Origin of the sequence: Streptomyces sp. McG3 (assembly GCF_018619185.1) — a bacterium.
GTDB lineage: Bacteria > Actinomycetota > Actinomycetes > Streptomycetales > Streptomycetaceae > Streptomyces.
On sequence record NZ_JAAXYC010000030.1, the window covers coordinates 23,904 to 44,693 of the forward strand.

Below are 20,790 nucleotides of genomic sequence, written 5' to 3' on the forward strand. Positions count from 1 at the left end.
AAGTTTCGGTCTTCATGGCGTCGACGATGGGAGAGCCACCGCCCTGCGCAAAATGCGTCCGCGCACGCATCTATACGATGGGCGTATGGATGAGTCGGGGAGCGCGGCGCGTGCGCTGGAGCTGAAGCAGCTCCGGTGTCTGGTCGCCATCGTGGACACCGGCAGTTTCACCGACGCCGGCCACGCACTCGGTATGTCGCAGGCCGCCGTCTCCCGCACCCTCGCCGGCCTGGAAGGCCTCCTCGGGGTACGGCTGCTGATCCGCACCAGTCGCAGCGTCGCCCCCACCGCGGCGGGAGTCCGGGCGCTGGCCCGCGCCCGCACCGTGCTCGCCGGCACCGAGGAATTCGTCCGCGAGGCCACCACCGGGCACGCCCGTCTGCACATCGGTCACGCCTGGTCCGCCTTCGGCCGGCACACCACCGAGTTCCAGCGCCGCTGGCACGAACAGCACCCCGGGACCGACCTGCGCCTCATCCGTCACAACACCCCTACCGGCGGCCTCGCCGAAGGGCTGTGCGACCTCGCCGTCATCCGTGCGCCGATCGACCTCAAGCCGTGGTCCCATGCCCGGATCGGCACCGAGGCCCGGTACGTGGCCATGGCGTCCGACGACCCCTGGGCCCGTCGCCGCGGCATCCGCCTGGACGAGATCCCGACCCGTACCCTGGCCATCGACCGCCGCACGGGCACCACCGCTCTGGATCTGTGGCCGGAGCGGGACCGGCCGAGGACCGAGCTCACCCAGGACATCGACGACTGGCTGGCCGCCATCGCCACCGGCCGCTGCGTCGGGCTCACGCCTCGGGCAACCGCCGCCCAGTACCGCCGTGACGGCATCACCTACCGCCCTCTCCGGGGCGCGGAACCGGTCACCGTCCACCTCATCTGGCGCGCCCACTCCACCCACCCCGCCACGCACACCGCTATCGCTCTCGCCGCCGGCCTCTACCGCGAGGACCGGCCCGGCACGCGCTGGCGAGGCTGACCCGCCACGAGCAGAGGCTGACCCGCTACGAGCGGGGGCTGAACCGCTACGAGCGGGGTTACGCGCCGACCGGGCAGGAGGTCAGGCGCCTTCCGCTCTCCCCCGGGGTCCTTTCAGCAGACCGAGCTCCAGTGCCTTGACCACCGCGTGCGTACGGTCGGCCACGTCGAGCTTGGCGAAGACCCTCAGCAGATGCGTCTTCACGGTCGCCTCCGCGATGACCAGCCGACGGCCGATCTCCACGTTGGACAGCCCGTCCGCCACCGCGCCCAGTACATCCACCTCCCGTGGCGTCAGCGTCACCGGCGTCGGCCGTCGCATCCGGGCCACCAGCCGAGCCGCGACGCGCGGAGCCAGCACGGTCTCGCCCCGGGACGCGGAGTGGACGGCCTCCACCAGCTGCTCGCGGGTGGCGTCCTTCAGCAGGTAGCCGATGGCGCCCGCCTCGACGGCGCGCTCGATCTCCGCGTCGGTCTCGTACGTGGTCAGGATCAGCACGCGGGTCCGGGCGGGCCCGGCGACGATCTCCGTGGTGGCGCTCGTCCCGTCGAGGACGGGCATGCGCAGGTCCATCAGCACCACGTCGGGCTCCAGCCGTTCGACGAGACCGACGGCCGCACGGCCGTCCTCGGCCTCGCCGACGATCTCGATGGTGGGTTCGTTCGCCAGCAGGGCGACGACCCCGGCACGCATCACCGTGTGGTCGTCCGCCACGAGGATCCGGAGCTTCTTGTCCGTTGTCGGCCCGTGGGTCATCTCAGCCCTGTCCGTCGGTGGGAATCATGGCCAGGACACGTGTGCCGTCGCCGACCGAGCTGGTGACGGTGAGCTCGCCGCCGAGCTCGGCCAGGCGCTTGCGCATGCCGTGCAGCCCGAAGCCGTGGGAGTCCTCCGCAACGAAGCCCGCGCCGTCGTCGGTGATCTCCAGTTCGATCCCGTACGGCTGCATGGTGAGGACCACCTCCACGGTGGAGGCCGCCGCGTGCTTGCGGATGTTGGCGAGGGACTCCTGGGTGCAGCGCAGGAGAGCGATGCGGGTCTGCTGGTCGCAGGTGACGTCCGGCAGTTCGGAGGTGACGCGGGTCCCGGTGTCCTCGGTGAACCGCCGCAGGGTCCGTCGCAGGGTGTCCGCCACCGAACCGGCGGCGACACCGCTCTGCGGGGCGGAGCCGACGAGGACGCGCGCCTCGGCGAGGTTCTCGCGCGCGGTGTTCTCGATCGCGAGCAGGTGTTTCCCGCTCCTGCCCGGGTCGGTCGCCAGACCGGATCCGGCCGCCTCCGCGAGCACGATGATGGACGCGAACCCCTGGGCGAGCGTGTCGTGGATCTCCCGCGCGAGCCGTTCGCGCTCGTCCGCCGCACCCTGCCGGTGGTGTGCCTCGATGAGCCGGAGCCGCGCTTCCTCCAGTTCGGCGCTCAGCCGGCGGGCCCTCTCGTCGGCGTCCTCGGTGATGTGGCGCACCCCCAACCCGATGAGGACGCCTGCCGCGTAGCCGATGAGCGTGAAGATCACGTTGCCGGTGAAGAACTCCCCGTCCCAGCCCTGCCGTACGACGTTGCCGGCCACGACGCCCGCCGCTGCGAGACCGCTCAGAGTGATCGCGGCACGCGCGCTCGCGGTGTAGATCCAGAAGTGCGGCAGTGTCACCACGAAGAGCGCCGCGCTGCCGTCGAGCAGGTACGACATGGCTCCGAGGCCCACGACGAGTACGTACAGGTAAGGGCGGGGGCGCAGGACGGGGTTGCCGGGGAACAGCCCCACCGCGCCGTACGACAGGGCGAGCACGGCCAGCAGCCCCAGCACCGGGAAGCGCGTCGTCCCGGGTGCGTCGGCGACCGCGAGGGCCGGCGGGACCACGCCCAGCAGCACCCAGAAGACGGCGTTCCACCGGTGCAGCGACGGTACGGTCAACGCGGTGTCGGGCTGCGGCCGTTGATTCACCGCGTCAGCCTACTTCCGCGGGCGACCCGGCGGCGGCGGGTTCCTGGGCCCGCACGGTCCGGCCGGGGCGCCGGGCCGGCCACCAGGCACGCTCACCGAGGAGCAACAGCACCGACGGCAGGACCATGAGCCGGATGACCACGGCGTCCAGGAGGACGGCCACGGCCAGGCAGAACCCCATCTGTTTCATCTCGGTGAGGTGCAGGGCCACGAACGCGCCGAACACCGTCACCATGACGATCGCCGCGCTGGTCACCACCTTGGCCGACCGGTTGATGCCCTCCAGGACCGCCTCGCGGGCGGACACGCCGTTCTGCCTGGCCTCCTGGATCCGGCTGACCACGAACACCTGGTAGTCCATCGACAGGCCGAAGAGGATCACCACGAGGAACAACGGAACCCTGGACGCGATCGCCCCGAGGGAGTCGAAGGCCAGCAGTCCCTCCGCCCACGTCCCCTGGAAGACCAGGACCAGCATGCCGAGTGAGGCGCCGGCGGAGAGCAGGTTCAGTACGACGCCGATCGCGCCGATCACCACGGAGCGGAACGCCCACACGGTCATCAGGAAGGTCATCAGCAGCAGGAAACCGAGGACGAGGGGCAGTTTGCCGCTCTCGTGGCTCACGTAGTCGCGTCCCCGCGCGACGTCGCCGCTCACCGCCGTCTCCACGCCGGACAGTCGGCCGACGGTGGCGGGGATGTGGTCCTGGCGGAGGTGGGTGAGCGACGCGATCGCCTCGGCGGAGGGCGCGGGATGGGGCACCGGGAGTTCCAGCACGCTGATCCTGCCGTCGGCCGACGTGCGGACCGTCGGCCGGAGGTCCTCCGGGGATTCCGGATTCGCCGCCGGGTTCGTCAGGTTCTTCGCCCCCTCCGGGTTCTGCGGGGCCCGTGCGAACAGGGGGTCCGTCCGGGCCCGTCGGCCGAGGTCCTCCAGGGCCCGCTTCACCTGTGCCGCCCGTTCCGGCGTGGAGCGGGTGACGACCTCGTGGGTGACGAGGAGTTCGGGGAAGCTCTCGGTCAGCCGGTCGTAGACCCGCATGGCCGGGATGTCGCGGGAGAAGGTGTCCCTTCCCGGGTCGATCAGTTTCAGGCCGAGCGCGGGCACGGCCAGGCCGAGCATGACGAGGACCGACAGGCACAGGGTGAGGGCGGGGCGGGTCCGGGCCGGGCGCAGCAGAGCGGCGAACACCCGTCCCGTCTCCGGCTTCCCGGCCCGGGCCGGCTTGCCGCGCCTCGCCCGGCAGGCGGCCCGGCGGGGAGCGAGGCGGTCGGCGCGGCGGCCGATGACGACCAGCAGCGCGGGGAGCACGGTGAGCGAGCTGGCGACGGCGACGGCCACGACGAGGATGGTCCCGGTCGCCCGTGAGGAGAAGATGACGTCCGCGGCCAGATACAGGGTGGCGGTGGAGACGATCACGGCCAGACCGGAGACCACGATGGCCCGGCCCGCCGTCGCCGCCGCCAGCTCCACGAGGGCTTCCGGGCCGAGCCGCCCGTCGGCGCGCGCCCGTTCCTCCCGTTCGCGCTTCAGGTAGAAGAGCGTGTAGTCGACGCCGACCGCCAGACCGATGAGCAGGATGAGGTTCGTCCCGACCCCCGCGTCGGGCATGACGTGCGAGGCGACCATGGACAGTCCGATGGCCGCGGCGATCGAGGAGAGCGCCAGCAGCAGCGGCACACCCGCCATGATCACCGAGCCGAACACGACCAGCAGGGTGATGACGGTGACGGGCAGGCTGATGCGTTCGGAGAGTGCGAGATCCTCGTCGCGCTGGTCGTTGACGCCCTTGCTGATGGCGGGGGATCCGGTCTCCTCCACCACCAGGTCCGGGTGGTCGGCGGCCACCGCCGCCGTCTGCTCCAGGAGCGGTACGACGTTCTTCCTGCCTTCCAGCTCGGGGCCGTTCAGGACCAACGAGACCAGCAGGACCTCGCCGTCCTTCGAGCGGACGGGAGCGGCCACGCTCTCCACCTGGGGCAGCTCCCGCATCCGCGCGGTCACGTCCCGGGCCGCCGCACCGGCCGCCGCCATGTCCAGCTCCCCCGACCTGGCCCGGATCATGATCCGCTCGGTGGGGGAACGCTCCAGGCCGCCCTCGGTCGCCGTCGCCTCGGCGCGTCCCGCCTCGCCGACCCAGAAGTCCTTGGTGGTGGCCTCGTTGGTGCCCCATGCGATGCCGGCCACGAGGCACAGGACGACGAACGCGAACCAGCCGGCGATCGCCCGCCCGGCGTGCCGGGCGCTCCATCGGGCCATACGTACAGGTAGGTGTCTCATGCCGGAAATCCTGGTCGCAGGAGTGCGGCGCCCGACACGTCCTGCCGACTGAACCTGTTGTCCACCGATCGGTGGACAAGAGCGCCGGCGGGTCAGACTGCCGTGTTCCCCTCCGGCCGCGCGAGAAGGGTTCCGAGGCGACGCATCACGTCGACCTGGGCGGGGTTGTAGAGGTCGGTGATCGCTCTGCCGATGGTCTGCGCGGTGTGCTCCGGGCCGCGTGGGGCGTCCGAGGAGAGGTGCTCCAGTCCGGGGTGCTTCACATGCAGTGCGCGGACATAGGGCACGAGGCGTCTCGCGAGGTCCCGGCGCGTCGGTTCGTCGGCGTCTGCGGGGAGGTCGTCGAGTTCCAGGGCTACCGCGTCGGGGTCCTGTCGCAGCATGTCCGCGTAGGCGTCCAGGCCGCTCGGGCCGAGGATCGTGCCCAGGACGGTGACGAACGAGCGGTCCGGGTCGGGCAGTTCGGCGGGGTCGTCCGCCTCGGCGAACCGGAGGGGCAGATCGGTGGCTCCGGTCTTCTTGAGCAGTGCCGCGACCTCGACGCGGGCCTGCTGGAGGCGTTCGATGGTGGCGGCCAGTTCGGCGTCGAGGGCTCGGAGGGCGTCCCGGGGGTGTTCGTGGTCGGGCAGGGCGGCGATCTGGGCCAGGGAGAATCCGAGGGCCGTGAGGCGTTTGACCCGCAGCAGTCGGACGAGGTGGGTGACTCCGTACTGCTTGTAGCCGTTGGAGCGCCGCTCCGGCTCGTCGAGCAGCCCGATGTCGTGGTAGTGCCGCACGGTCCTCAGACTGGTTCCGGCGAGCTCCGCGATCTCGCGGGTGCTCCACGCCATGATGGGTCTCTCCCTCGGCAGCCGGTGATGTCGGCGCGGTCGCGCCGAAGGGGTCCAGTGGAAACCATGCCGCAGCGGCATGGTCAAGCGCGGGCGTGCGGGACGGGCGCGCCTGGCCCCGGCAGCGTACGGGCAGGTCGCGCCTTCAAGCGCGGGGGTCCCTCCCACCGGAACCGCAGTGTCCTCCTTCCCCCTGTTCGGCGGGGGAAGGAGGACACGGGCCGGGCGCAGCCGCTCGTCGGCGGGCCCGGTGGGGTGTTCAGAGGGTGCAGGTGGTGCTTTCGGACGGGGTTCGCAGGTGGATCAGATAGTCGGCCACGGCCTTGTTGACGCAGGCGTTGACCCCTGACGCGGCGATGGTGTGCTGTTCCCCCTTCACGGTGAGCAGGCTGCCGTCGAGGGTTTCTGCCAGGTTGACGCCCGCCTGATGCGGGGTGCTCGGGTCACCGGTGATCGAGATCGTCAGGGTGGCGGGCAGCCCGTCGACGCGGTCGGGGAAGGGGTACGTGGTCTTCGGCTCGGCCGGCCAGAACTCGCAGGTGTCCCTGGCCCCTTCGGTGCCGGTGCCCGGGTCGGCGAACGGTGCCGCCCGGTAGGTCCTGCCGCGCATCTCGACCGCCTGCTCGGGGGTCATGCGTGCCTCGTCCATGCAGGTGATGGCATAGTTGGCCACGTCGAAGTTGCTGCCGCTCCCGTCCGGGCCGCGCCCGCTGAAGGCCGCGGAGATGGCGAGGAGTTGTTCGGGGTTGCCCGACCGCACCTCGGCGATGCCCTTGGTGATCTTCGGCCAGACCGCCTGGTAGTAGAGGCCGGAGATCACGGCGTCCATGAGGTCGTTGTACGTGAACCGCATCCCCTGCCCGTAGATGAGCGGCTTGTCGAGCAGCGGGCGGGCGATCTTCTGGAACTTCTCGGTCGCCTGCTTCGGATCGGTGCCCAGGGGGCAGTCCTGGGCGGCGGCGCAGGCCTCGGCCATCTTGTCGAAGGAGCGTTGGAAGCCGCTGTACTGGGACAGTCGCCGCTCGCTGCCGAGGTGGGGATCGACGGCGCCGTCGAGGACCATGCCGCGGACGTTGCCCGGGAACTGCTCGGCGTACAGCGCCCCGATGCGGGTCCCGTAGCTCTGGCCCAGGAAGTTCAGCTTCTTCCCGCCGAGGGCGGACCGCAGGATGTCCATGTCGCGGACCGTGTCGCGGGTGCTGACGGTGCCCAGGTTCTGTTCACCGCCGGAGCCCCGCGCGCACTTGGCGACGAGTCGCTCGGTGTCCTCCGCGGTGAAGCGACCGGCTGTCAGGACGAGTTCGGTCCGTACGTCACCGGCGCGGTAGTCCTCCTCGGTGAAGCAGCTGATCGCCGGTTCGGACGCTCCGACGCCACGGGGGTCGAATCCCACGAGGTCGAAGCTCTCGGTCACGGGGCTCTTCGCCAGCGCCGTGCCGGTCTGCGCCGCGAAGTTCTGGCCGGTGCCGCCGGGGCCGCCCGAGTTGAGGAGCAGGGGACCCTTCGACTTGCCCCGTGCGGGAACCCGGAGCACCGCGATCTGCCCCGTCCTGCCGTCGGGGGCGTCGTAGTCCAGCGGCACGTCCAGCCGGGCACACTGGAGGCGGGGATCGGCGAAGGCCTTCTCGTCCGCCGGAGTGGTGCCGTACCCCTCGCACGAGCCGAACGCGAGGTCCTGGTCGTAGAAGCGGTCCAGCTCACCGGGTGGTTTCGTCGAGGCCTTCGCCGGCTGCGAGGCGTCGGACGTGCTCGGGGCGCAGGCTCCGACCAGAAGCAGCAGCGGCACGGCCACCGCGGTCATCGTCGGGCGGAGTCGCGTGGGCAGGTAGGACAACGTCGCTCCTCGTGGGGGTGTGGTGGGGGACGGGGAAGAGCGTGCGGTGGTGCGCGGCGGACCGGCTCCCGCCGCGCGGGAGGGAACCGTCACGCGGGGCCGGCGTCCCGGTCCGAGGCCGCGCAGGCCCGGGCGAGGACAGCGGCCATCTCCGGGAGAAGGCCGGCCACGGGGTCGTGGGTGAGTTCGGTCATCCGCAGGCGCCCGCCGACGGTGACGACACCGAGGACGTGCTCCCCGCGCACCTGGGTGATCTGCGCGGGGCCCCACAGAGCCGTGACGCAGGACGGGATCGATCCGTACGCTTCCGCCGCACCGAGGTTGGTGATCTGGATGTCGGCCGCCGTGACCGCGGCCATCATCGCCTCGGCGTGCTCGGGGGTCTCCGGTGCGCTCTCGGAGAGAGCCGCGGAAGCGGCCCGGAGCGCGTGCGGTGCGCGTTGCCGCGCCAGCGACGCGTGGTGCCGCCGGGCGAGGCCCCAGAAGTCGTCCGCCCGCCTCTCCTCACTCGCCGTCCGAGCTCCGGCGAAGCGGTTGGCGACGTCGTCGGGCAGGCCGGCCGCGCGACGCAGGTCCACCGGGCTCAACACCCGCACGAAGTCGCGGCCCCGCCGGTGGAACACCGTGGAGGCGGCCGAGCAGAGGGCCGCGTGCACCGACACGCCCTCCGTACGGCAGCGGCCGACGAGCCTCGTGGTCAGTTCACGGTCGAGGGCAAGGGCGGACACGTGCGGCAGCAGCGCGGAGAACGGGACGAGCTCTCCGGGTGCGCTCATGCGCTCGTCCTCCGCCGGCGGGACCTCCAAGGCCGCGGCGTCGCCGGTGTCCGTACCCACGTCGAGGCCGGCGAGGAGGTCCTCCTGGGCCCGCGGTACACCGCCGGCCCTTCCGGGTTCGCCGCCGTCGAGAGCCTCGATCAGGTCCAGCAGCACCTGCAGGCCACCGACTCCGTCGGTGATCTGGTGGGCGAAGGTCAGCACGACGGAACAGTCCGTGTCTCCGGGGATCAGGACGGCTCGCAGCAGGGGACCCGGTTCCGGCGGAATGGGGCGCGTCTGTTCGGTGGCCACGACCGCCTGCCACGGGGTGCCCGCGGCACGGGTCGCGACGTCTACGGCGCCCTCCGCCGAGCGGTACAGGGTTTCCACCGCACTGCGGTCGACCGAGGCCGCGAGCAGGGGATGGCGCTCCTGGAGGCGCGCCAGCGCCCGTGCCAGCGTCACCGTCGACACCTGCCGGTCGACGCGCGCCACCAGAGAGAACTGGACAGGGTATTTATGCATATAGAGATCGATGGTCTTCTCGAATGCGCCGAGCGCACGCAATGCCGTTCCCCGGCTGTTGCTGATCGTCACTTTCCCGCCTCTTCCGAATGATGTCGTCGTGCGTGCGTGGGCCTGTCAGGGTTCCCGGATCAACCGCCCGGAACTCCGCCGGAAAGCCCAGGCGGCGACAAGCACGGCCACAATCGTCAGTGGGGTGCCCATGGCGACCTTCGCGAACGCCAGCCAGCCGGTGAAGTCATGGACGTAGAGCCACTGCTTGACGACGAACCCGGCCGGCGGACCAGGAGCGAACCGAAAGCGGCGATGAATCCGGCGAGGGCCGCCCAGATCCCGAGCAGGAAGAAGTCCTTGGCCGACCCGGTCAGCGCGACGATGCCCGCGGCGAACGCCACGCCGACGAGCCCGCCGACGGCGGAGGCGAAGCGCTCTCCGCGCAGCAGGCGCACCACGGTGAGCACCACCCCGGTGGCGATCGCCACCGAGATGGCCACCGCTGTGGTCGCCAGGGAATTTCCCACCACGAAGACGACGACCGGAATGGTGGAGTAGACGAATCCCGCCGGGCCTCCCATGGATTCGAGCACGGTCGGTTTCGGATCAGGACCCGGCGCGGCTGCGAAGGGTGCGGCGGGCTCCTGCGGAGCGCTGCGTTCGCCGTCCAGAAAAGTCATGGAGTTCTCCTGGTCAGTCGGTTCCAGGACCGCCCTGAAATCGCATGTGATCCCTTTCCCCACGTCATCTCGTTTCCGTAGGACGACGTCAGGGCTTGGGTATCAAAGGGCGTTTACCTCGTCGATTCCCGGCGAAACCCGTGACGTTACGGCACAGTTCGACAAATAGGAGGTCGCGCACTTTCGAGCGGCGGAGGCCGGGCGGGCCGGGTCGGTGCCGCACGGGCGAGCCCTGCTCCGCCGATGGGGCCCGAGCGGGCGGGCGGCACGCCCACCGGCGTCGTCAAGTGGCTCCCGGGCGGGAGAAGTTCTTCGGTCGGAAGCGTTGACGAAACATTCCACGTGGCCCTAGCTTCATCGCGTCGTACTTCGTACGTCATATATGAGACGCGATACGCGAGATGTGAGAGCCCGTCACCCATGACCTTCGCCCCTGCCCCGATCCCGTCCCGGACCCAGTACGTGCTGGAGGCCATCAAGCACGCCATCCTCACCGCGCAGTTGAGACCGGGACAGGCGCTGGTGGAGACCGAACTCGCCGCGCAGTTCGGGGTGTCGAAGACTCCCGTCCGCGAGGCGCTCAAGACGCTCGCGGGCACCGGGCTCGTGGTGATGAGCCAGTACAAGGGCGTCACCGTGCGGCTCGTCGACGCGACCATGGCCAGGGAGGTGTACGACGTGCGCCTCCTGCTGGAACCGGAGGCGCTGCGCCGCTCCATCACCCGGGGCGCCTCCCTGGAGGCGGCCCAAGAGGCCCTGGAACGGGCCGACTCGGCGGCCGACACGGCGGACAGGTCGCTGGCCAACCGGGACTTCCACCGGGCCCTCTACCTGCCCTGCGGCAACCCGCTGCTCTCCCGGATGCTCGACGAGGTCCGCGACCAGGCGGCGCTCGTGTCGACCGTGGCCTGGTCGGCCGTCCCGTCCTGGGAGCGGGAGGCGGCCGAGCACCGCGAGATCCTGCGGCTCGCCCTCGCCGACGACGCGGAGGCCGCCGCCGGGGCCCTGCACCACCACATCGCCTCGTTCGTACGCCGCGCCTTCCCCGACGACGAAGACGGGGGTGACGCCGCGTGAACCGCCCGCCGGCCACGCTCCGCCAGCACCTCGAAGAAAGGCCAGTCCGCATGGACCACTCACCGCTGAAGGCGGCCCTCGCAGACGTCGTGGCGATCCCGGTGACGCCGTTCGCCGAGGACGGGAGCGTCGACCCCGCGACCCACCGTGTCCTGATGCGCAGGCTGCTCGACGGCGGCGTCCGCACCGTCACCCCGAACGGCAACACCGGGGAGTTCTACGCCCTCACCCCCGACGAGCGGCGCCTGGTCACCGAGCTGACCGTCGAGGAGGCCGCGGGGCGCGCCACCGTCCTGGTGGGCGTCGGTCACGATGTGCCGACCGCGGTGGCCGCGGCCGAGCACGCCGCCGAGGCCGGTGCGGCGATGGTGATGGTGCACCAGCCGGTGCACCCGTACATCGCGCAGGAGGGGTGGGTCGACTACCACCGGTCGATCGCCGAGGCCGTGCCGCAGCTCGGTGTCGTCCCCTACATCCGCAGCCCGCGGCTGGCCGGCGAGCGGCTCGCCGAACTCGCCGACGCCTGCCCCAACGTCGTCGGCGTGAAGTACGCGGTCCCCGACGCGGCCCGCTTCGGCGCCTTCGCCCGGGACGCCAGCCTGGAACGGTTCGTCTGGATCGCCGGTCTCGCGGAGCTGTACGCCCCCTCCTACTTCGCCACCGGCGCCACCGGCTTCACCTCCGGTCTCGTCAACGTCGCCCCGGCCGTCTCCCTCGACATGCTGGAGGCGCTGCGGGCCGGGGACTACGTGGCGGCGATGAAGGTCTGGGACCGTATCCGCCGCTTCGAGGAACTCCGCGCCGAGGAGCAGTCCGCCGACAACGTCACCGTCGTGAAGGAGGCCCTGTCCGCCCTGGGGCTCTGCCGCCGCGACGTACGCGCTCCGAGCCGGGTCCTGCCCGAGGCGCGGCGCGCCGAGGTCGCCGGGCTGATATCCGAGTGGTCCCTGTGACCGACGCGTCCACCCGGGACCCGGGATCCGGCCGTATCGCGCCCGAGGAGCTGCGCAGCCACCGGTGGTTCGGCGCCGACGGGCTGCGGTCCTTCAGCCACCGGGCCCGCACCCGTCAGCTCGGCTACCTCCCCGAGGAGCACCTCGGCAAGCCCGTCATCGCGGTGCTCAACACCTGGTCCGACATCAACCCGTGCCACACCCATCTGCGCGACCGTGCGCAGGCGGTCAAGCGGGGGGTCTGGCAGGCGGGCGGGTTCCCCCTGGAGTTCCCGGTCTCCACCCTCTCGGAGACCTTCCAGAAGCCGACCCCGATGCTCTATCGCAACCTGCTGGCGATGGAGACCGAGGAGCTGCTGCGCTCCTACCCCGTCGACGGGGCCGTGCTGCTGGGCGGCTGCGACAAGTCGACGCCCGCGCTGCTGATGGGCGCCGCCTCGGTGAACCTGCCGACCGTCTTCGTGCCCGCCGGGCCGATGCTGCCCGGGCACTGGCGCGACGAGGTCCTCGGCTCCGGCACGGACATGTGGAAGTACTGGGACGAGCGGCGGGCCGGGATCATCGGCGACTGCGAGATGGCCGAGCTGGAGAACGGTCTGGCCCGCTCCCCCGGCCACTGCATGACGATGGGCACCGCCTCCACGCTGACGGCCGCCGCCGAGGTGCTGGGGGTCACCCTGCCGGGCGCCTCGTCCATACCGGCGGTCGACTCGGGGCACGAGCGGATGGCCGCGGCTTCGGGGCTGCGGATCGTCGACCTCGTCATGCGGCAGGTGACGTTGTCGCAGATCCTGACGCCGGAGGCGTACGAGGACGCCGTCGCCACGGTTCTCGCGCTCGGCGGTTCCACCAACGCCGTGATCCATCTGATCGCGATGGCGGGCCGGTCCGGCGTGAAGCTCACCCTGGACGACTTCGACCGGATCGCCCGTACGGTGCCCGTCCTCGCCGACCTCCGTCCCGGCGGGCGGTACTTGATGGAGGACTTCCACTTCGCCGGCGGTCTGCCCGGCTTCCTGGGGCGGCTCACCGACGTACTGCATCTGGAGCGGCCCACGGTCGCGCACGCCACCCTGCGCGAGCAGCTCGACGGGGCCCCCGTCCACAACAGCGACGTCATCCGCGAACGCTCCGACCCCCTGGCCGGGGAAGGCGGGGTGGCGGTGCTGCGCGGCAACCTCTGTCCCGACGGGGCCGTCATCAAGCACATCGCCGCCGAGCCGCGCCTGCTGCGCCACACCGGGCCCGCCGTCGTCTTCGACGACTACCGGGAACTCCAGCGCACGATCAACGACCCGGCCCTCGGCCTCACTCCGGACCATGTGCTCGTGCTGCGCAACGCCGGGCCCCAGGGCGGCCCCGGCATGCCCGAGTACGGCATGCTGCCGATCCCCGACTACCTGCTGAAGCAAGGTGTGCGGGACATGGTGCGGATCTCCGACGCGCGGATGAGCGGCACCAGTTACGGGGCGTGTGTCCTGCACATCGCGCCCGAGTCCTTCGTCGGCGGTCCGCTCGCCCTGGTCCGCACCGGCGACCTCATCACGCTGGACGTCGGGGCCCGGCTCCTGCGGCTCGACGTCGACGACGAGGAACTGGAGCGGCGCAGGGCCGCCTGGTCCCCGCCGCCCGCCCGCTACGGACGCGGCTACGGGGCGCTGTACCAGGATCAGATCACCCAGGCCGACACCGGATGCGACTTCGCGTTCCTGGCCCGGCAGGGAGAGGTGCCCGACCCGTACGCGGGATGAACCGGGCCCCGTGACCGTACGCGGGCCCCGTGACCGTACGCGGGCCCCGTGGCCGTACCCGGGCGGAGCCGGGGAACCCCCCTCGGTCCCTCGCTCCCCCGGGCCGCTCCAGCTCTTCGTAGCAAGCGCTTTCAGAACCTGTGGCCAACAGGCCCGGACGTCCAGCGCATCCAGCACCTCCCAGAGATCGGAGACGCGTCATGGCCCCAACCGCAGCCGTGGCCACACCGCCGCCCAAAGAGTCCCGGCGCCGCCGGGCGAGCCCCCGCCGCCTGCCGTATCTGCTGATCGCGCCGGCGGGCCTCCTGATGCTGGGCTTCATCGCCTACCCGGTGCTCAGCGTCTTCTACTACAGCCTGCAGAACTACAACGTCACCAAGCCGTGGCGGAACGGCTTCGCCGGGCTCGACAACTTCCGGCGCGTCTTCACCGAGGACGACCAGTTCTGGCCGACGCTCGGGTTCAGCGCCCAGTGGGTCTTCACCCAGGTCACGCTCCAGCTGCTCCTCGGCCTGGCGCTCGCCCTGATCGTCAACCAGACGTTCATCGGGCGCGGCATCTCCCGGGCCATGGTCTTCTCCCCCTGGGCCGTCTCCGGTGTGCTGACCAGCACGATCTGGATCCTGCTCTACAACTCCTCGACCGGCTTCAGCCGCTACCTCGCGGACGCCGGGATCGGCGAGTACGGCACGTCGGTGCTCTCGGACACCGGAACCGTCTTCTGGGCGGCCACCGTCACCGAACTCTGGCGCGGCGTCCCCTTCTTCGCGATTCTCATCCTCGCCGACCTCCAGTCCGTCTCGAAGGAGTTGTACGAGGCGGCGTCGGTCGACGGCGCGGGCCGGCTGCGGCAGTTCTTCCACATCACGCTGCCCCACCTGCGGGACGCGATCATCCTCGCCACCCTGCTGCGCGGTGTCTGGGAGTTCAACAACGTCGACCTGCTCTACACCCTCACCGGCGGCGGGCCCGCGGGTGAGACCACCACCCTGCCGCTCTACGTGGCCAACACCGGCATCGAGGGCCACGACTTCGGGTACGCCTCCGCGCTCACCACCGTCGCCTTCGTGATCCTCCTCTTCTGTTCGATCGTCTATCTGCGCCTGAGCAAGTTCGGAGGCGACCGCACGTGACCGCCCTGCTCACGGAGAAGAACGGAACCGCTCGGCGGTCCTCCGCTCCCGGCTCCCCGCCGTCCTCCCCGCGCCGCCGCAGCGGGCGGGAGCGCGCTTTCGACGACGTGCCGCGCTGGCAGATCTACCTGCCGCTCGGCCTCTACCTGCTCTTCACGCTCATCCCGTTCTACTGGATGCTGCTCTTCGCCGTACGGCCCGCCGGCTCCACATCGCTGGTGCCCTGGCCGATGACCGGAGCGCACTTCTCCAAGGTCTGGAACGAGCGGAGCTTCGCCGTCTTCTTCCAGAACAGCATGATCGTCGGCGTCGCGACGCTCGTCGCCACGACCCTGGTCGCCCTGGCCGGCGGCTACGCCCTGGCCCGGTTCGACTTCAGGATCAAGGGCGCGTTCATGCTCGCGCTGCTCTGCTCGCAGTTCATCCCGGGCGCCCTGATGCTCGTACCGCTCTTCGAGATCTTCCGGAACCTCCAGATGATCAACTCGCTGGGGAGCGTCGTCATCGCGGAGACGGTGTTCCAGCTCCCGCTGTCGATCATCCTGATCAGCGGCTTCATCAAGAACGTCCCGGTCTCCCTGGAGGAGGCCGCCTGGGTCGACGGCTGCTCGCGCTTCACCGCCTTCCGCGCCGTCGTCCTGCCGCTCCTGCGCCCCGGGCTGATCGCCGTCGGCTCCTTCGCGTTCGTGCACAGCTGGAACCACTTCCTCTTCGCCCTGATGTTCCTGAGCGAGCAGGACAAGCAGACGATCCCGGTCGGTCTCAACACGCTGATCGGCGCGGACAGCGTCGACCTGGGCGCGCTCGCTGCGGGCGGTGTCATCGCGGCCGTCCCCGTGGTGATCGTCTTCGCCTTCATCCAGAAGTGGCTCATCACGGGCTTCAGCGCCGGCGCGGTGAAGGGATGAGGGAAGTGACCGCCCCGGCCGCGGACCCGGCCGCCCGCACGCCCGTCGTCCCGACCGCCCCCGTGCCGGTCGTCCTGGCCGGCGCCCGGGGCCACGGCCGGTGGCACCTCGCCCATGTGCGCCGGCTCCAGCACCAGGGCCGGGTCAGGCTGGCCGGCATCTGCGAGCTGGAACCGCTGACCGCCGGTGAACTCGCCGCCGCCGGCTTCGGCGCCGACGAGTCGCCCGAGCAGTCCGACGACTTCGGGGCGCTCCTGGACGTCACCGGAGCGCGGGCGGCCATCATCTGCACCCCCATCCAGACCCACACCGAGCTGGCCCTCACCGCCGCCGCCCGGGGCGTCCACCTGCTGCTGGAGAAGCCGCCCGCCGCCGGCTGGGCCGACTACGCGCGGATGGCCGAGGGCGTCGAACGAGCGGGCATCGCCTGCCAGGTGGGGTTCCAGTCCTTCGGCTCGCACGCCCTGCCCGCCATCCGCGAGCTGGTGGCCACCGGAGCCATCGGGACCGTCACCGGCTTCGGGGCCGCCGGGGCGTGGGTCCGGGACGACGCCTACTTCCGGCGGGCGCCCTGGGCCGGGCGGCGCAGGATCGGCACCACCGACGTGGTCGACGGCGTCCTCACCAATCCCCTGGCGCACGCCGTGGCCACCGCGCTCGAACTGGCCTGCCGGGGCCGGTCCGAGGAGGTCACCGCCATCGAGACGGAGCTGTACCGGGCGCACGCCATCGAGGCGGACGACACCAGCAGCGTCCGTGTCACCACCGCCGCCGGGCCGTGTGTCACCGTCGCCGTCACCCTGTGCGCCGAACGCCCCGGGGAGCCGTATGTGATCGTGCACGGCGAGAAGGGCCGGATCACCTTCTGGTACAAGCAGGACCGGGTCCTGGTGCAGCGCGCCGGACGGGGCCCCGAGGAGACCGTCCACGGGCGGACCGATCTCCTGGAGAACCTCCTCGACCACCTGGAGCACGGCACACCGCTGCTGGTTCCGCCCGCGTCCACGGGGGCGTTCATGCGGGTCGTCGAGGCCGTACGCAACGCCCCCGAGCCCGCCCCGCTGCCCGACCGCGCCTGGGAGACCCGGTACGACGGGCCTGACGGCGGGGCGCGGCGGGTCGTGCCGGGCATCGACTCCCTGGTCGCCGCCGGGGCCGAGTCCCTCAGCCTCTTCTCCGAACTGGGCGCCCCCTGGGCCCGGGTGGGCGAGGTGGCCACCTCATGACCCGGCACGCCACGGACCCGTTCCCCGATCTCCCGGCCACCCTGGCCTGCGGCGACGACACCGTCGCCCACTACGGCTACGCACCGGGGGCGGACGGCCGCCCCCGCCTCCACCCCGTCACCACGCTCGGCGGGATCGCCGTCACCGAGGAGCGCCCCGCCGACCACCTCCACCATCTGGGCGTCTGTGTCGCCGTCCCCGACGTCGCCGGGTACAACTTCTGGGGCGGGCGCACCTTCGTACGGGGCCGGGGGCCCACCGCACTCGACAACCACGGCGTCCAGCGCCACCTGGCCAGGCCGCACCGCAGCCCGAACGGCTTCACCCAGGAGCTCGGCTGGGAAGCCGCCGGCGTCGAACTCCTGCGTGAGTACCGCACCCTGTCGGCCACCCGGACCTCCGGCGCCAGCTGGGAGCTGGACTTCTCCTTCGTGCTCACCAACCCCGGGGGCACGGACCTCTCCATCGGCAGCCCGGCGACCAACGGCCGGCCGGGCGCCGGGTACGGCGGCTTCTTCTGGCGTGCCCCCAAGGAGGCCGAACCGCCGACGGTGTTCAGCGCCGCGCACGAGGGGGAGAGCGAGGTCCACGGCCGCACCGCCGACTGGCTGGCGCTCTCCGGGGGCGGCTGGACGCTCGTGTTCGTGGGGGCGACCGAGGAGACCCGGCGCGACCCGTGGTTCGTGAGGACCACCGAGTACCCGGGCGTCGGCTCCAGCCTGGCGGCGCACGAGCGGCTGCCCGTACCCGCCGGGGCGTCGGTCGTGCGCCGGATCATCACCGTCGTCGTGGACGGCCGGCCGGACCGGGAGACCGCCGCCCGGTACGCGCGCGAGGCGGTGGCCCGGTGAGCCGGCCCTGGACCTCCGACCTCGGTGACGGGACGTACCGCAACCCGGTCCTCAACGCCGACTGGTCCGACCCCGACGTCGTCCGCGTCGGTGACGACTACTACCTCACCGCGTCCAGCTTCGGCCGGTCCCCCGGGCTGCCGCTCCTGCACTCCCGCGACCTGGTCAACTGGACCGCCGTCGGGCACGCGCTGGACCGCCTCGAACCCGCCGCCGAGTTCGCCGCTCCCCGCCACGACCGCGGGGTCTGGGCCCCCTCGCTGCGCCACCACGGCGGACGCTTCTGGATCTTCTGGGGCGATCCCGACCACGGAATCCAGCAGATCAACGCGGCCCACATTGAAGGACCTTGGAGCGCCCCTCATCTGCTCAAGGCGGGCAAGGGGTTCATCGACGCCTGCCCGCTGTGGGACGAGGAGACCGGCGAGGCCTATCTCGTCCACGCCTGGGCCAAGTCCCGCTCCGGCGTCAAGAACCGGCTCACCGGCCACCGGATGAGCCCCGACGGCCGCGAACTCCTCGACGAGGGATCGACGTTGGTGGACGCCGACCGGATTCCGGGCTGGTTCACCCTCGAAGGCCCCAAGCTCTACCGGCGCGACGGCTACTTCTGGATCCTCGCGCCGGCCGGGGGCGTGGAGACCGGCTGGCAGGGCGCGTTCCGTTCCCGGGACTTCTTCGGCCCGTACGAGGAACGCGTCGTCCTCGCCCAGGGCCGCACCGACGTCAACGGCCCCCATCAGGGCGGCTGGGTGCACACCTCCGCGGGCGAGGACTGGTTCCTCCACTTCCAGGCCCGGGGAGCGTACGGGCGGGTCGTCCACCTCCAGCCGATGCGCTGGGACGCCGAGGGCTGGCCCGTCATCGGCGACAGGGGCGAACCCGTCCCCCGGCACACCAAACCCGTCGCCCCCGCCCAGCCGGTGGCGGCGCCCGCCGTCGACGACGACTTCCCCGACGGCCGCCCCGGGGCCCAGTGGCAGTGGACGGCCAACCGACGCTCCGGCTGGACCACCCGGCACACCGGGGACGGCCTGCGGCTCACCTGCGTACGGACCGCGGACGAGCACGACCTGCGGTTGCTGCCCAACATCCTGGTCCAGCGGCTGCCCGCCGAAGCGTTCACCGTCGACGTGGACCTCGCGCTGGACAGCGGCGAACCGGGCGCCAAGGCCGGACTCGCCGTGGTGGGTGACGCCTTCGGCTGGATCGGCCTCGCGGTCGCCGCGGACGGCACACCGCGGCTCGTCCACCGCTTCGCCGAGGGCGTCGCCGCACACGAACGGGACGCGGCCGGGCCCCGCGCGTCCCCCGGCGGACGGGCCAGGCTGCGCGTCGAGGTCACGGCGGGGGCCCGCTGCCGCTTCTCCGCCGACACCGGCGACGGCTTCCGGCCCTCGGGCCAGGTCTTCGCCGCCACCCCCTGGCGCTGGGTCGGGGCCCTCCTCGGGCTCTTCGCCACCGCGCCGGCCGGGACGGGCCCCGCCGGAACGGCCCGCTTCACCGCATTCCGCGTCACCGGCCCCAACCCCCCGCAGAAGTGCACGTGTACGGATCCATCACACCCGCATCATCAGACAGAGAAGAGCCGAAAATGACCATTTCGAAGACACAGCGGGGACGTACCGCGGCCGCGGTCTCCATCACGGCGGTGCTCGCGCTGACGGCCACCGCGTGCGGCGACGACGGCAGCGGCTCCGGCACGGAGGGCAGCGGAAAGGGCGAGATCACCTTCTGGGACAACAACGGCGGTCCGCGCACCGCCGTCTGGACCGAGATCATCGAGGACTTCGAGAAGCAGCACCCGGACATCGAGGTCACGTACGTCCCGATCCCGATCGCCGACGTCCAGTCCAAGTACGACACCGCGATCGCGGGCGGCGGGCTGCCCGACGTCGGCGGCGTCGGCACGGCCTACCTGGCCAACATGGTCTCCCAGGAGGCCCTGGAGCCGGTCAACGACCGGCTGGAGAAGTCAGCGCTGCGGGGCAAGCTGGTCGAGTCCATGGTCGAGAGCGTCCGCGCGGCGGCCGGCCGGGGTGACGACGTCTACTCCGTACCGACCTCCGCGAACAACGGTGTGCTCTGGTACCGCACCGACCTGTTCGAGCAGGCCGGTCTGAAGGCTCCCGACACGTGGGCGAACTTCTACACGGCGGCCGAGAAGCTGACCGACGCGAAGGACAACAAGTTCGGCTACACGATCCGCGGCGGCGCCGGCTCCATCGCGCAGGCGCTGGACGCCGTCTACGGACAGTCCGGCATCACCGAGTTCTGGGACGGCGACCGGACGACGCTCAACGACCCGAAGAACGTCGCCGCTCTGGAGAAGTACGCCGGGTTCTTCAAGAAGACCACGCCCGCCGCCGACGTCAACAACGACTTCACCAAGATGGTGGCCCAGTGGGACACCGGCACGATCGGCATGCTGAGCCACAACCTCGGCTCCTACCAGGACCATCTCAAGGCCCTCGGCGAGGAGAAGTTCGCGGGCATACCCGCTCCCATCGGGGACGGCGGCACCCGGGTGCAGGTCTCCAACCCCGTCGACGGCCTCGGCCTCTTCCGGACGAGCCGGAACAAGACCGCGGCGTGGAAGTTCATCGAGTTCGCGGCCTCCCACGCGTCCAACAGCAAGTGGAACGAGTCGGCGGGCGCCATCCCGGCCAACACCGAAGCGGCGAAGGACCCCTGGATCAAGGAGACCGAGTCGACCGCGCTGGCCGCGAAGACCCTGACCGACGGCTCCACGAAGGTCGTCGATCTGCCCTACTACCTGCCCGACTGGAACAACATCAGCAAGGCGGACAACGAGCCGGAGTTCCAGAAGGTGTTGCTCGGCAAGATCACGGCCAAGGCGTTCCTGGACGACATGGCCGAGCAGTTGAACGCCGCCAACAAGGAGTGGAAGGAGATCGGCAACGGTTGATCCGACCGCGCTTCTGCCCCTCCCCACTGACGGGGTCCGGCGGCGGCGCGGTCCCCGCCTCACCACCACTTCCGCGCTCGCACACGGCGGCGGGCCGGGGGTGGTGATCATGCCCCCTGCCCCTTTGCCC

16 protein-coding genes and 1 pseudogene are annotated in these 20,790 nt (G+C 71.3%); 10 read left to right on the top strand and 7 right to left on the bottom strand.

The window, feature by feature from the left end:
* Positions 1–85 precede the first annotated feature (85 nt).
* Positions 86–988: a LysR family transcriptional regulator gene (locus tag HET64_RS07800; protein WP_215103317.1), complete on the top strand. Its 903-nt coding sequence runs from the start codon at positions 86–88 to the stop codon at positions 986–988.
* Between the two features lie 81 nt (positions 989–1,069).
* Here the strand turns inward: HET64_RS07800 and HET64_RS07805 are convergent, their stop codons facing one another.
* From HET64_RS07805 to HET64_RS07835, 7 genes and pseudogenes are all read right to left on the bottom strand, one after another.
* Positions 1,070–1,744, bottom strand: coding sequence for a response regulator transcription factor (locus HET64_RS07805; protein WP_215103318.1), 675 nt, complete (start codon positions 1,742–1,744; stop codon positions 1,070–1,072).
* A 1-nt stretch (position 1,745) separates the two neighbouring features.
* Positions 1,746–2,930 carry a sensor histidine kinase gene (locus HET64_RS07810; RefSeq protein ID WP_215103319.1) on the bottom strand — a complete coding sequence of 395 codons (1,185 nt, stop codon included), beginning with the start codon at positions 2,928–2,930 and terminating at the stop codon, positions 1,746–1,748.
* Positions 2,931–2,934: 4 nt separating this feature from the next.
* Positions 2,935–5,211, bottom strand: a complete 2,277-nt coding sequence (locus HET64_RS07815) for an MMPL family transporter (RefSeq protein ID WP_215103320.1) — start codon at positions 5,209–5,211, stop codon at positions 2,935–2,937.
* 92 nt (positions 5,212–5,303) lie between these two features.
* A complete protein-coding gene (locus tag HET64_RS07820) occupies positions 5,304–6,041 on the bottom strand; it encodes a MerR family transcriptional regulator (protein WP_215103321.1) in 738 nt (245 codons plus the stop codon).
* A gap of 259 nt (positions 6,042–6,300) precedes the next feature.
* Positions 6,301–7,875, bottom strand: coding sequence for an alpha/beta fold hydrolase (locus HET64_RS07825; RefSeq protein ID WP_251144949.1), 1,575 nt, complete (start codon positions 7,873–7,875; stop codon positions 6,301–6,303).
* Between the two features lie 89 nt (positions 7,876–7,964).
* Complete coding sequence (locus HET64_RS07830) at positions 7,965–9,230, bottom strand: peptide synthetase (RefSeq protein ID WP_215103322.1); 1,266 nt, start codon at positions 9,228–9,230, stop codon at positions 7,965–7,967.
* A gap of 45 nt (positions 9,231–9,275) precedes the next feature.
* Positions 9,276–9,832: pseudogene (locus HET64_RS07835) on the bottom strand (DUF3159 domain-containing protein).
* 420 nt (positions 9,833–10,252) lie between these two features.
* Here HET64_RS07835 and HET64_RS07840 point away from each other — a divergent pair.
* From HET64_RS07840 to HET64_RS07880, 9 genes are all read left to right on the top strand, one after another.
* The gene (locus HET64_RS07840) at positions 10,253–10,909 is read left to right on the top strand and encodes a GntR family transcriptional regulator (RefSeq protein ID WP_018960934.1); all 657 of its coding nucleotides are present in this window, start codon (positions 10,253–10,255) and stop codon (positions 10,907–10,909) included.
* 50 nt (positions 10,910–10,959) lie between these two features.
* A complete protein-coding gene (locus tag HET64_RS07845) occupies positions 10,960–11,862 on the top strand; it encodes a dihydrodipicolinate synthase family protein (protein ID WP_215103323.1) in 903 nt (300 codons plus the stop codon).
* On the top strand, positions 11,859–13,613 hold the full coding sequence (gene araD / locus HET64_RS07850) for an L-arabinonate dehydratase (protein WP_215103324.1): 1,755 nt from the start codon (positions 11,859–11,861) through the stop codon (positions 13,611–13,613). The genes HET64_RS07845 and araD overlap by 4 nt, the downstream gene beginning before the upstream one ends.
* 200 nt (positions 13,614–13,813) lie before the next feature.
* The gene (locus HET64_RS07855; protein ID WP_215103325.1) at positions 13,814–14,746 is read left to right on the top strand and encodes a carbohydrate ABC transporter permease; all 933 of its coding nucleotides are present in this window, start codon (positions 13,814–13,816) and stop codon (positions 14,744–14,746) included.
* On the top strand, positions 14,743–15,654 hold the full coding sequence (locus HET64_RS07860) for a carbohydrate ABC transporter permease (protein ID WP_215103326.1): 912 nt from the start codon (positions 14,743–14,745) through the stop codon (positions 15,652–15,654). The genes HET64_RS07855 and HET64_RS07860 overlap by 4 nt, the downstream gene beginning before the upstream one ends.
* The gene (locus HET64_RS07865; protein ID WP_215103327.1) at positions 15,651–16,880 is read left to right on the top strand and encodes a Gfo/Idh/MocA family protein; all 1,230 of its coding nucleotides are present in this window, start codon (positions 15,651–15,653) and stop codon (positions 16,878–16,880) included. The genes HET64_RS07860 and HET64_RS07865 overlap by 4 nt, the downstream gene beginning before the upstream one ends.
* The gene (locus tag HET64_RS07870; RefSeq protein WP_215103328.1) at positions 16,877–17,731 is read left to right on the top strand and encodes a PmoA family protein; all 855 of its coding nucleotides are present in this window, start codon (positions 16,877–16,879) and stop codon (positions 17,729–17,731) included. The genes HET64_RS07865 and HET64_RS07870 overlap by 4 nt, the downstream gene beginning before the upstream one ends.
* Positions 17,728–19,329: a glycoside hydrolase 43 family protein gene (locus HET64_RS07875; RefSeq protein WP_215103329.1), complete on the top strand. Its 1,602-nt coding sequence runs from the start codon at positions 17,728–17,730 to the stop codon at positions 19,327–19,329. The genes HET64_RS07870 and HET64_RS07875 overlap by 4 nt, the downstream gene beginning before the upstream one ends.
* Positions 19,326–20,660, top strand: coding sequence for a sugar ABC transporter substrate-binding protein (locus HET64_RS07880; RefSeq protein ID WP_215103330.1), 1,335 nt, complete (start codon positions 19,326–19,328; stop codon positions 20,658–20,660). Before HET64_RS07875 ends, HET64_RS07880 begins: the two co-directional genes overlap by 4 nt.
* Positions 20,661–20,790 lie beyond the last annotated feature (130 nt).